The sequence below is a fragment of the Aneurinibacillus sp. Ricciae_BoGa-3 genome (genome assembly GCF_028421645.1).
In the GTDB taxonomy this organism is placed as follows: Bacteria; Bacillota; Bacilli; order Aneurinibacillales; family Aneurinibacillaceae; genus Aneurinibacillus_B.
This window is the reverse complement of the sequence record NZ_CP116888.1, coordinates 694365-706299: the sequence shown is the minus strand read 5'-3', so window position 1 is coordinate 706299 and position 11935 is coordinate 694365. Positions and strand designations below refer to the sequence as shown.

General features: G+C 35.1%; 19 protein-coding genes. 4 read left to right on the top strand and 15 right to left on the bottom strand.

Annotated features, from left to right (window positions below):
- Positions 1-209: 209 nt before the first annotated feature.
- From PP175_RS29610 to PP175_RS29595, 4 genes are all read right to left on the bottom strand, one after another.
- Positions 210-569: a hypothetical protein gene (locus PP175_RS29610; RefSeq protein ID WP_272443844.1), complete on the bottom strand. Its 360-nt coding sequence runs from the start codon at positions 567-569 to the stop codon at positions 210-212.
- A gap of 159 nt (positions 570-728) precedes the next feature.
- On the bottom strand, positions 729-1067 hold the full coding sequence (locus PP175_RS29605; protein ID WP_272443843.1) for a hypothetical protein: 339 nt from the start codon (positions 1065-1067) through the stop codon (positions 729-731).
- A 134-nt stretch (positions 1068-1201) separates the two neighbouring features.
- Positions 1202-1567, bottom strand: a complete 366-nt coding sequence (locus PP175_RS29600; RefSeq protein ID WP_272443842.1) for a hypothetical protein — start codon at positions 1565-1567, stop codon at positions 1202-1204.
- A gap of 69 nt (positions 1568-1636) precedes the next feature.
- On the bottom strand, positions 1637-2029 hold the full coding sequence (locus PP175_RS29595) for a hypothetical protein (RefSeq protein WP_272443841.1): 393 nt from the start codon (positions 2027-2029) through the stop codon (positions 1637-1639).
- 157 nt (positions 2030-2186) lie between these two features.
- On the opposite strand from PP175_RS29595, the gene PP175_RS29590 reads away from it, so the two are divergent.
- Positions 2187-2588, top strand: coding sequence for a helix-turn-helix domain-containing protein (locus tag PP175_RS29590; protein WP_272443840.1), 402 nt, complete (start codon positions 2187-2189; stop codon positions 2586-2588).
- A gap of 642 nt (positions 2589-3230) precedes the next feature.
- Here PP175_RS29590 and PP175_RS29585 read toward each other — a convergent pair.
- From PP175_RS29585 to PP175_RS29555, 7 genes are all read right to left on the bottom strand, one after another.
- A complete protein-coding gene (locus PP175_RS29585; RefSeq protein WP_272443839.1) occupies positions 3231-3647 on the bottom strand; it encodes a hypothetical protein in 417 nt (138 codons plus the stop codon).
- A gap of 159 nt (positions 3648-3806) precedes the next feature.
- Entirely contained in the window at positions 3807-4163 is a 357-nt protein-coding gene (locus tag PP175_RS29580; RefSeq protein WP_272443838.1) for a hypothetical protein, read from the bottom strand.
- A gap of 337 nt (positions 4164-4500) precedes the next feature.
- Positions 4501-5094, bottom strand: coding sequence for a class I SAM-dependent methyltransferase (locus PP175_RS29575; RefSeq protein WP_272443837.1), 594 nt, complete (start codon positions 5092-5094; stop codon positions 4501-4503).
- Between the two features lie 230 nt (positions 5095-5324).
- The gene (locus PP175_RS29570) at positions 5325-6023 is read right to left on the bottom strand and encodes a hypothetical protein (protein WP_272443836.1); all 699 of its coding nucleotides are present in this window, start codon (positions 6021-6023) and stop codon (positions 5325-5327) included.
- A 125-nt stretch (positions 6024-6148) separates the two neighbouring features.
- On the bottom strand, positions 6149-6340 hold the full coding sequence (locus PP175_RS29565; protein WP_272443835.1) for a hypothetical protein: 192 nt from the start codon (positions 6338-6340) through the stop codon (positions 6149-6151).
- A 32-nt stretch (positions 6341-6372) separates the two neighbouring features.
- Positions 6373-6708: a DUF5983 family protein gene (locus tag PP175_RS29560; RefSeq protein ID WP_272443834.1), complete on the bottom strand. Its 336-nt coding sequence runs from the start codon at positions 6706-6708 to the stop codon at positions 6373-6375.
- A gap of 133 nt (positions 6709-6841) precedes the next feature.
- Positions 6842-7414: a hypothetical protein gene (locus PP175_RS29555; protein WP_272443833.1), complete on the bottom strand. Its 573-nt coding sequence runs from the start codon at positions 7412-7414 to the stop codon at positions 6842-6844.
- Positions 7415-7587: 173 nt separating this feature from the next.
- On the opposite strand from PP175_RS29555, the gene PP175_RS29550 reads away from it, so the two are divergent.
- Positions 7588-7896, top strand: a complete 309-nt coding sequence (locus tag PP175_RS29550) for a hypothetical protein (RefSeq protein WP_272443832.1) — start codon at positions 7588-7590, stop codon at positions 7894-7896.
- A 54-nt stretch (positions 7897-7950) separates the two neighbouring features.
- Here the strand turns inward: PP175_RS29550 and PP175_RS29545 are convergent, their stop codons facing one another.
- Entirely contained in the window at positions 7951-8697 is a 747-nt protein-coding gene (locus PP175_RS29545) for a hypothetical protein (RefSeq protein ID WP_272443831.1), read from the bottom strand.
- A gap of 532 nt (positions 8698-9229) precedes the next feature.
- On the opposite strand from PP175_RS29545, the gene PP175_RS29540 reads away from it, so the two are divergent.
- Positions 9230-9613 carry a YhjD family protein gene (locus PP175_RS29540; protein ID WP_272443830.1) on the top strand — a complete coding sequence of 128 codons (384 nt, stop codon included), beginning with the start codon at positions 9230-9232 and terminating at the stop codon, positions 9611-9613.
- Positions 9614-9624: 11 nt separating this feature from the next.
- Here the strand turns inward: PP175_RS29540 and PP175_RS29535 are convergent, their stop codons facing one another.
- Together PP175_RS29535 and PP175_RS29530 are read right to left on the bottom strand one after the other, a co-directional pair.
- A complete protein-coding gene (locus PP175_RS29535; RefSeq protein ID WP_272443829.1) occupies positions 9625-10653 on the bottom strand; it encodes a 3'-5' exonuclease in 1029 nt (342 codons plus the stop codon).
- Between the two features lie 139 nt (positions 10654-10792).
- The gene (locus PP175_RS29530) at positions 10793-10954 is read right to left on the bottom strand and encodes a hypothetical protein (RefSeq protein ID WP_272443828.1); all 162 of its coding nucleotides are present in this window, start codon (positions 10952-10954) and stop codon (positions 10793-10795) included.
- A gap of 253 nt (positions 10955-11207) precedes the next feature.
- On the opposite strand from PP175_RS29530, the gene PP175_RS29525 reads away from it, so the two are divergent.
- Positions 11208-11459, top strand: a complete 252-nt coding sequence (locus PP175_RS29525) for a hypothetical protein (RefSeq protein WP_272443827.1) — start codon at positions 11208-11210, stop codon at positions 11457-11459.
- Positions 11460-11544: 85 nt separating this feature from the next.
- Here PP175_RS29525 and PP175_RS29520 read toward each other — a convergent pair whose 3' ends face one another.
- Complete coding sequence (locus PP175_RS29520; RefSeq protein ID WP_272443826.1) at positions 11545-11808, bottom strand: hypothetical protein; 264 nt, start codon at positions 11806-11808, stop codon at positions 11545-11547.
- Positions 11809-11935 lie beyond the last annotated feature (127 nt).

The following is an 11935-nucleotide window of genomic DNA, read 5'->3' as shown; positions in this document are numbered from 1 at the left end:
TTATAACCTCTCATTTTTTCATTCGTGTACATGTCAATGATAGATTACTTATATCATACCAAGTTTACCTCGAATATCCATTCTTTCTTCTCAAGTATTTTATGTAGTAATCAGATACTTCTGATAGGATAATGAAAAATTAGCCTAAACAAGCGAACTTATTAAAAATTCGTCTATATAGGCTAATATTTTATCGTCTTACCTTGCTATCATCTTATTGACCACTTTGTATTGTTTCGCTCTTCTTTTTCCCATATCGTTCTCTTACGATTATCCACCACCTCTTTGATTTGTTTTCGATTTTTTCCATCCGTTCGTATGTAGTCATTAATGGCACTGGATAAGTTATAGTGAAACCGACATAGGTCACCCACTTTTCTCATGCGATGTCTCTTTTTAGGAGTTACCTCAATCACCCGTCCATCTCCTAAAACCCCGTACCAGAGATTCTGCCCGATGACTTTTGCTGTATACTTCACCATTTGTAAGACAAATTCTCCTGGAATCCAAGGCATCTCGTTTTTCACTTTTACTTCTTGATAGTCTCCCTCATAGATTGTAAAACGCATTCTCTTACCCCCTCCATTACTATGTGTGTTTACATTATATATTCATTATACCATATTGTAAAAAATAGTTTCCAAAACCAAGGTTTTTAATGGACTCTAAGACCACGCCTTTAATCAGACTAAAAAGAGGGGAAGCTTTGATAGCTCCCTCTCTTATCATCAGTCTTGCCACTCAAATTCCGTTTTCAAATCTGGTAATTTATCGACAATGTATGATTTTGCTTTTTCCTCGTATACACGAATCTCTTTTTTGGTGATAGCTTTCTCGAATCCCTGGATGCATTCCTTACACATCGCATACGGAATCACGACATGAGGTGTAGTGTGGATTTCTTTGTTTTGATACAGAATAATAGCTCCAACATCCTTAATTTGCCCATTGATTTGCTTAAATCGTTTTTGACAGCAAGGACAAACTTCATTGTAGTTTCTAAGAACTCTGTCATCTACTTTATACTGAGCTTGACTGCTATATGCCCGTAAAATCTGGTTTATCATATTGGTTGTTTTCGGTTCAAAAAAATATGGTTTTATAGAAATTCCTCTCTTTTCTAAATAAATGATTATAGATACGATTCGAGCAATGCTTTTAATTTTTTCACTACACATCATATAATCAATAAAATATAGGCTTAATTTTCCTCTTTAACATCGAATATCGCCTTCAAATCAGGTATGATTTCTGCAATATACTTGGTTGTTTTACGTTCGAACTCCTCCATATGATTTTGAAGCTCTTTTGAACATTTCTTGCATACAGCATAGGGCATGACCGTGTGAGGTGTCGTCTTAATGGCTTTATTTCGATAAGCGACCACGGCTCCTACTCCTTTGATTTGAGTATTACTCTGTTTAAAAGGGGTTTGACAGCAGAGACATACTTCATTGTGATTCAATAGTATCCTATCATCTATCTTGTATTGTTCTTCATTCGCATAAGCGGTTCGGATGGCACGAATCATTGTTGTCGTTTTCGGTTCAAAAAAGTAATTACTCATAGTTCAATCTCCTTTTTATATGGTTAGGTATCTAACTTTATAGTTTTGCTTTCAATGAAAGGAAAATTGCTAAATGAAATGTTGATTTAAGCTTCCTACAGAAGCTCGGAAATCAATAGTATCGATAAGTTCTTCTTTATGAAAGATATTCAATCCAAACAACGGTACAGGTAATTGATTGTTTTGTGGAATCGGGTTATTGAAACGATATAACGGCGTTTTAATACTGGTTACATAGTCGCCTAAGACTCCCAAGACAAAATGAGTTAGAAAAGCAAACATTTCCGTATCAAGGCCGTTATTTCTATTCCGATGTCCTTCAATGTCGATGTAGAGATGCCTTTGTTTTCCTGGATGGAATCTCTGCATTTCAGCCACCATTGTATAGAGTGATTTTGCCGATAATTCGTATCCCTCGTTACTCTTTACTGTGTAATATATGGTAATGCCTTTATCATCCATTAAAAGCCACCTTATTTTATTGTTTTTATACATTATAACACTATTATTGACTATAAACAATATTTGATAAAGAATGAATGTGCGAAGTTTACCATTTTGGCAAATTGTGATACGATATTTTTATTGGAATAGCAAAAAAACACAAAGAGGAATTCTTATGTCAATCGGAGAACGTCTTCGCTCTTTACGGCAACGAATGGGATTAACACAAATGGATGTACAGAGAAAAATCGGGATTCCCAACACAAAACTTTCCCGTTGTGAATCAGATGAAAGAACCCCCGATATGGATGAATTGATTTTGTTAAGTGAGATTTATGAGGTGTCGATAGATTTTATTGTACGTGGTGATACTGAAAGCTTACCTGCAATTTCAAGTGAAAAAGTTGCAAGTTTAAAAAATAAATTAACCGATAGAGAAAAAAATGTTCTGCTTTTGTTCAACCCAAAAGATGTGCTTATCACCCATTTTGGATTTGAAAATCCATCGAATCAAGATGTGGACAAAATGAGAGAATATGCACAGTTCTTACAACTTCAGAAACAAAACAAAGCATAAACTGCCTCAAATGTATGCATCACACAATGAGCCAAATCCTTCTGATGTCGGCTTTTTTCATCATTTATACTCTTTTACTTCAATCGTAAATGGTTGCTGTGAATCGATACGTAGATAATAATCGCCACTACCACGTAGATAGTGTAAAGACGATTGGGTTTCGTTTGAGTTTTTCAGAACGTTAACTAAATAGTTATCAGAAGTGTAAATGTAAATGATAAGTGGTTTATTTCCATGAGCGGTTGACCAGTTTAACGCCCACGTATTGCTTATGATATGAAATGTTTTTGTCTTTAACCCCGTTTTCCCTTTAAAATGAATGACATCTATCCATTTTTGTGTAATTTGTGGATGATTATCTGTGCGAAGTGTGGGGGTAGTTTTTGAATAGAGTGAAAAAATAATGACGGATATTGAAAAAACAGCCACGAAACACAAAAAAACTATGGTGAACCTTTTCTCTTGCGTAGGATAACCCCCTTCTATTTGTTTGCTATCATTATGGAATGATTCCTCGCTTATTTGTATCCAAAACTGGTTTGATGACGTTCTATGTCAGATAAAATTACTTATGTATAATATAGAAAATATGGAATATTAACAGCGTACTTACTTTGTAGGTATTAAAAAAAGAGCCTTCTCTTATTGAGATAGCCCTTGGTCATCATTTCTATCTATTTTGTTGTCGCTCATTCTGTAAAAATGAAAAATGTATACGACTACTTGTAAGACAAAGAAAGCAATACATTCATATACAGGCTTCATATCTGTAATGTTAACCCTAAACCTGTATAAGATACTTGCTAATAGCATGCCAAGTATCAGGTAAAAGCTAAAACATATTGTAAAATTTCGCTTAAATCCGTTTTCTTTAAGATTTTCCTCAAAGCTTTTACCAGATACCAATGCCTCTCCACATAAGATAAGCATGATGAACGAAATAATGCTAGGGAAATAACCTACCTGGTGAATTCCTATTGAATTAAAATCGGACGAATAGATAAAAAAGGCTTGCGGGAAAACCCATAACAACCGTATATCGTTATCAATACTAAACATCAAGATTAAACCTCCTATCTCTCTTTGTGTCTTCTATTATCCAGTCTTGCACTTCGAATGACTATATAAAGTAAGTTTGAGCAGGTTCTATGTAACAAGACTATCCTTCCCAAGGATAGTTCTTGCAAGAAATCAACAGATTGCATACCAGTTTAAACATTAGATGCTTTCTTCAATAAAACGTTTATGGAATCTTCCCGTCTGAAGAAGAAACCAGCCTGCCAAAGCAATGTAGATAGTCAATGAAGTACCTTCCACTACATATCCTGTTTTTTGTAGGGCGAATCCTACAACAAAGCCTACAAAGGATAACAAATTCCAGGCTAACCTTTTTGGGGAATCTGCAATCTCCTCATTAAAGGCTTGGTCGTTACCAAGGATAGATATAATCTTTATCACAAGCACATAGAATAGATTTTCTGTTTCAATCCATAAACTAAAAATGGTTACAAATTCAATGATAAGCCACCAAAATTTCGGGCTTCTTTTACTGATTAATGCTTTTACTTTTTTCATAATTTTACTTGCTCCTTTCGTTTTTGAAGTTTAAAAACAAAAAGGAGCAATTATCACCCCAAACGGAATGAAAAATCACTCCCGTTCGGGAAACTGCCTTATATACGAATATGTCATTGATTTCTTTTATATAATAACAGCAAGCTTCTTTACTGTATTAGTTTCTTTCCTATTGATGATAACATCATTATGTGTTCCCTATTTTTGTTTTTGATAACAAATTATACGGAAAGAGCTAATCAATTATTCAAACAACCTGTTTCCCAGACAGGTTGTTTTTTAGTGCTTTCAATAAAAAAGAAGCCTTCGCAATTTGCAAAAGCCTCTTCTTTTTTTCTTATTTATTACTGAAGTAATACAATCCGTAACCTAATCCTTCGTCTATCTTCTGTACCTTTTTAAAATACCGACTGAGAAAATCAACCCGTTCAGGCATCATATAAAGCAAACAATGTTCAAAATCTCGTTGCAGAGCTTCGCATTGTTCTGTCAGTGTTTTTTTCCTTTCATACAGATACACATTCCATGTTAGACATAACACGGAGACCCCCAAATCCCCTTTTTTAGTCGGTAGCTTACACGGATAATGATTGCAGATAAACTGAAACTTATCTCCATTCCAAAAGTTATCTCTATGCTCGTTTACACCAACGTAATCAAGCCCTTGCTGTAAAAACACTTCGCTTTGATGACCGTGGGCGCAACCAATATCAATCACTCGCTCAATTTCATGTTCTTTACAAAAAGAAGCAATTTGTTCATACGTTTCTAACCCTTTGCACTCAAATAAATGACAAATACTGTCTTCCTCCATAGCGTACAGAATATCATTGGTATCTCGATACAAGTCTAAGCATTGATTGGCTCTCTCGACTAATCGAGGATATTTTAACTCTGTCTTTTGAATTGGTTCGGTAAGTAAACTTTGCATGATTGTTTCCCCTTTCAAATATACAAATAAATGTGCCTTTGTTATCTACGTCGTATGTAATATCTTATGCCTTTGAATCAATCCTATAAGAAAAGAACTTTTTGCGGTTTATTTTTATAAAATCTCTTATTATACCGATGACAATAGTCCATTTAAAATTAAAAACCATCCATTTTAAGGGATGGTTCAAGATACTTAACCTAATATTTAAATCTTCGATAACGTTTGGATTATTTAATGAAGCCATTTAGGATAGTTATAAACGGAGTATATCCTGTTACAACGGTTACGACAGAACTTACAACGCCAAGAACTGAAAAAATTAATGAAATAAATTTAACAACGAAATTATTATTGACTTTATTATAGGTTGCGTATTGCATTAATCCTGACCAATAAAGTAAATATATAGGGAAAGTAACAATGCCTCTTACACCATCACGTAACCAAATAAAAGGATTTATTAGTTCTTTCAACTTGTCTTCCGAATCATTTTTAAGTACCCCGTAGTACATAAGCAAAGAATCATCTATCATTCGGGCTGATTCCTGAAACATACTAATTTCAAAATCCAGCGGTGACCCAATTCCTTGGTACATTCTTCTTGATAATTCATATACCTCTGAAATCCCGTTGAGAATAATCGCATAATCTCGAAGAAGATAGGTTACTCCTGCTGGTTGGTAAGTATCAGCAATCCCATATTTGCCCATCATCTTTTGTATCTTTACTGAATTTATCTTTAACCATTCGTATTTATCAATCTGAACACAGTTTTTAGCCAAATCGCTACAAAATTCTCGGTAAGCACTTAGAAATTGAGTAGTAAATTCGTTCTTTTTTGTAATATCTTTATACTTATTAAAATTTCTCAAAAGTCCTAATACGCATACAAAAATAATAATATATATACCTAACCAGTTTCCCAAGCTTTATCCCCCTATCAATACAATGGAAATTGTCGCCAACTTATTATAGCATGGTAAATCCTGCTCAACATAAATAAAAAAACATCCCTAAATAAGTAGGGATGTTTTCTTTCACAGCTTTTTTATTACCTGACCTTTTTTAATAGGTTCCCGTCTTCAAAACGATAAACCCCTTTTCGCTTTATTTTCACCAAGAATGAGCCGCTAAAGGTTTTACCATTATCGCTCCCACCTTCTGCAATTACAGAACAATCGTCCCTGTTGACCGATTGAAAAACTTTTGTGATGTCTTTATATTGACCAGTTGTTACAAACATGCAATATCGTTCCTCCCTATAGTTGTTGATGATTAATTTTTATATACGGGCAAGCCCTCTATTTCATTGGCAATGTAATCGAACATGACCCATTGACAGTCGTTATCGTAAGCCATTTTGAGGATACCAAGCAGGTCTTTGGGAACAAGATTCAGTTCCTGCGTTTGTTCAATAGAGAAATTCGGAACCTTTATAAACCATCCAAATTCTGACTTATCGTAAACAACCAACACAGAGGAATCATGAATGCTTGCATCAATCCATTTAGTTGTTGCTTCTGATACGTGTGCGGTAGAAAGTTCAAGCGTTTTTACAATCACATTTGTTAGATTAACTTGTACCTTTTCTTTTGAAATATCTGTAGTCATGATGAATCCTCTCTCCTTTTGTTGTTAGTCAACGGAATTTTGACGCCTGTTTTTTATGTTTGTATATATTAGTTTACGACGCTTGCTATTATTCGATAACAAGCTGTTTCTCTTCTCTATGGATAAAGTGTTACTATTGCATGTTTCGTGTTAGGTATTCAAATTCAGATAACGAATCTCGACCTCTCGAAAATTCTTCATCACTGTTATAAAACAGGTCGTACATTTGTTTATCAGATACATTAGGTTGTATGGCTTCATTTAAATATTGATTTGCTTTTACGAGATGATTAACGCCTGCCATAAGTGTTTGGTGTATTTGTTTATCATTTTCAGGTGGATGGAGTTTTGAAAGGTCTTGCTGACATTGCTTCATGATATTCATTTGAGAAATAAAAACCTTCTCTGTATGAAGGTTATGATTTCCTTGTACTATTTCATTTTCTAAATTGACATTACTTTTCAGTTTTGAATAAATCACCATGATTTTTCCCTCATATTGTTTTGTCTCTTCCTCTTGTTTTGATGTCATCTCCGATGACGTATGCTTAAAAGAAGAATTTTCTTTTAATTGTTGAGCGACACTTTTTGTGGGAATGGGCTTCTGTTCATTGGCATTGCCACATGCTGTTAATGAGGATGCAATTGAAATAATTACAAGGGACGTAACAACTTTTGATACAATAGTTTTAGTTGTTTTACTCATTTTATTGTTCCTCCTTTAATGGCTGTTGTTGTTATCGTAGTTTGAGTGATTTCGCTTTATTCAATAGATTTGAACCAATCAAGTTCTCTTTTAGTTTCAAAAAAATTGGGTTGAAATGATAGAGGCAAAACGAGTACAGTTGAGAGAAGAAAAACAAAAAGGCGGGTCATACGATGTTTCTTTTTGGTTTATCCCAACAAGAGGGTTGGTTCTTTTCCCCAACCTTTCATGTCTATCAGCGGGTAAATGAGCGGGTTTATTGCTATGTAAGCAGAATGATGGGGTTTTATACCCTGCAACTGTATGAACGAAGTACAACGGGTTTATGCACGCTAGAAGCCCGTTCTGAAAACAACATGGAAGCTTTATTTGCTTTGGGGGAAAAATGGCTTCAAGACCATTACGATTTTAATCAGAAAAAAATTACGGAAAATCCTTTTTATATCGGCCAACATAATTGGCATGATAAATGCTGGATATAGCCAATGACATAACAAAAAGCCACTCAATGAATTGAATGGCTCTCTACATAATCATTAATTTACTACACTTTTTTTCTGCATTTTCAACGCTTCTTTGTCATCAAAGAGTTGAAGACCTAAATCTTTTATGAACCGTACAGGAATATGAAAATTTTCTTGATGCTCTTTTAACATAGCATCATCTAATTCAAACAGATACCCATACTTCTTTATTTTATTGTTAATATAGGTTTCTACCTGCTCGTATTCGCTATAAGAAGTATTTTCTATCCGTTCAATATTATATCCGTACGCTTTACCTCGGAAGATATCCTCATTCAAGCCAAGGCTAAAATAAATAACATGGTTCTTTATGTAGGATGGCTTCACTATACGCATCAATAATTTATACACCTTGTTTTGAAGGGAGACATTAATAATTTCTCCACCATCTTCTTCTGTTTTTATCACCTGATTAAATATGCCTTGATTCTTTTCAATGAACTGCTTGGCTTCTTCTATCCGCTTCAAGGTAAGCAGTTCAATCTCTATGATTTCCATTCGTTTCTTCTCTTCCATCAATAGATACATGGTTTCTAACACCTGGTCACCTATCGAATCAAAATTTTGGTGATGCAAGAGTAAATCCGCTTCCAGTTTTTCTTTGGTTGCCTTTTGAAAAGGTTCCAGGGTTGCTTTCTGTAACGCTTTCTCCTCTTCTGAATAAGGATGCGTGAAACGATAGTACTCGCCTTTAACAACGTTTCCTTTTGTAGTGAGAGATACATGAATCCCTTGTTTTTCTAAACTTTTGTCTTTCACTTCGTTTGCCTCCTAAATGGTTCCATACAGAACGCCTATTTTATCGATTTGCTGATATTATAGTAATTTCGGCTTCTAAATATAAAACACAAGCATTTCGCATAAACAAAAAAAGTACATCATTGGAGGTATGATGTACTTTACTTTAATGGTATGGACTTTTCTTGGTGTCTTATTGAACTTTGTTTCGTAATTCACTTACTTCTTCTTCCGATAGCCGTGTAATCCTTGCAATTTGTGTATCGTTATATCTATGTAATATCTTTTTTGCATAATGAATGGCATGCAGTCTTAATACACTTTCTTTGTCATACTGAGGTTTCATACTAATTCATCCTTTTCAAAAATGATTTTATAAATGACGTTATCAAAAAAAGACACTGTTGGCAACTTTGTTTGATTTGATACGCTAACTTTACTATACCCATTATAAATGTTTTTTGCGTTTAGGATTCGGGGATTTCCGATTTTATTGAGATTGCGGTATAATCGAACCAACGTTCTCTCTTTTAATTGAAAGTGAGTGAGTCGGATGAAGTCTATGATGTTTCCGCCTGAATATGAAGAATTTGCATCATTAATCAAATATCATGTCGTATACACGTTAGTTCTCCGAGTATTACCAGGAGACCGTGAAACCATAGCAAAGACACCCTCCCGCTTGGGTAAAGCTTATGTGGAAGTGCTTAATCAAATTGAACTTGATATAGAAAAAGAACTCCGAAACATTCGTATGCGGTTACGTGAATTAAACGGAAAAATCGTGGAAGAAAAACAAGAGGAAAGTGCTAGGATAGTCCAATCATCCTTAAAGGGTATTATGTATAAGCATCGTTTCAACAACATTATGTTACACCACGATTGCGAAGATACCATTAAAGCGTTTATCCAGGGTACGAAACCTGTACTTTCTTGATGTAACAGGTTTTAATTTGAAGCAAAAATATCGATATGTTCTTCCTTACCAAAAAACTTTTCAAAAATCAGTCTGGATGCATCTGCGTCTGACAATGCCGAGTGTTCGTTTGCATTTTGGATATGGAGAGCTTGGCAAACCGAACTTAATGTCATACTCTCTAATGTAGGCAACACCTTTTTGGCATGTCGGTAGGTGCAAAAGGCTTCCCCTTTCCATACAGGAATGTTAAATCGCTTACAGTGGTAACCAAGAACCTTTAAATCGTATGAAACATTGTGTCCTACTATGAGCGGGATTTCACCGATGAACCGATAGAGCCGTCGAATGGCTGTCCACGGTGGCGGAGCTTGGTCTACATCATGTTGCTCAATTCCAGTAAGACACCTAACGGCTTTTGGGATTTTCATTTGAGGATTTACGAACGTATGAAAGGTTGACACTTTCCCCTTATCAACTTTTACCGCACCCACTTCGATGATACGGGCAAATGAGGGGTGTTTACCTGTGGTTTCTAAATCCAAGGCTACATATCGTTCAGGCAAGGCGAAAAGGATGGCGGATTGGGTACGTTCAAGTGGAGAAACATCATCCTTCAGTTTTTCCACGCTTTTTTCTTCTAAATTATCTAGCGGAGCGGCGGCTATTTTATCTGTTACCCAACCGTTTTGCCTGATTAGTTCACTTCGACTCCATATTTCTGCCTTCTCCATCGTATGGTCGGACTGTTTCTCCTGGTGAGTCACAAAAGAAAAGGAAGACAATATATGTTCCATTTTTTGGGTAAAGATTTCTCCTAACCATAAAGAGGTAGCGGAATAAGCGGGAAATGACCAGACTAAAGAGGTTTTTTCTTTAATAGAAGCAACCAATTTCTGCAGAATTGTTAGGATTCCATACCCTAATGCCTTTTGAACGGATGTATCCTGATAGGCGACGGCTACTACACCTTTTCGTTGCGGTGAGAGTTCAACAATAGCAAAGACCATGACCACTTTACCCTCATGTATCCATCCCATATGGCATTGAAAGTTGTGCATAGACACATCCACCCTTTCCATCCATCTTTTGCGTAAGCAGTAGTCTAACCATATTTTACTGCAATTATAAAAAAATGTATTTAACTTTCAGTGTAGAATTGAGGGGAAAATCCATCAAAAATCACCTCGCTCTAAAATGTCAGAAAATTTGGGCTTGTTTCTTTTGATATTCTTCTAACGTTCTTATTATCAAGTTATTTTTATCTAATACATTCATCATGCCGAAAATTTCAGTCATCATATTTCTTTTATTATCATCAGTTAATCCCATAAACCCTTTTAAAAACTCATGAATATCCACTTCAAAAACCTCCGTTCTGCATAATATTGGTCAAAGACACATTTGATTCGTATTGTTCAGGAACCTCTTCGATATATTTCGAAATCTAACTTCTTTTAGATATGTATTTTGTCTCGCATTGTTCACTACCCACTCTTATAATAAAGCATTTGTTGCGTACAATAATAGCATCCTTTTACAAAACAAACAGGTGTTTTTACCAAAACAAATAGATTAAAAGGATAAAACCTATTCTCTCAGGAGGAATGTACAAATGGTTTCAATGGGTCTTGTTTATTATGTAGTAAATACCGTTCGAAAGGTAAGAAAAGTAGCAAAGTCAAAACATTTTTACAGAAATTTCATACCGATTTTACTAATTTATTACGGTGCTGTAAATGTTTCTCTTCTTAGCGGAAATATGGTGTATGAAAAAATTGGCAGGTATGTATCAGTCGCCTTAATTGGCTACAATCTGTTTAAGGATTTCAGAAGGTTTGTTAAAAAGAAGCAAGAAAACAAATAAAAGTTTGGGGAGGAAAGTGACATATGCACTCTTTCCTTTTTATTAATCGTAACGAAAAAAGCCCTCCTGCGGAGAGCTTAATTTTTTACGCTGATACTTTTATTTTATCTCGGTAATAGCCTTTATACTTCATCAAATTCTTACAGTACAATTCTTCCTGGTTCACCACATAATTTCGGATAATGTTCCAGTTTTCTTTCCTTACATACACATATCTTCCTTCACCCATATTCAGATAGGCTCCTTCCTGGTCGAACCCATTGGGCATAATATCCCAAACTTTCAACACTGCAAATTCACCTTTTGTAATCGCCTTTACCAAACCTTTTACCGTTCTGCACTTTTTCATAAAAATCGCCTCCCTGTTTTCAATCAATCTTCTGATTACCTGATTTTTTTGCTCTTATGTATGATACGTCATCCCTCTATCAGATATAATCGCGCATTCACTCCTTGCATAAGATAGAACAAACAAC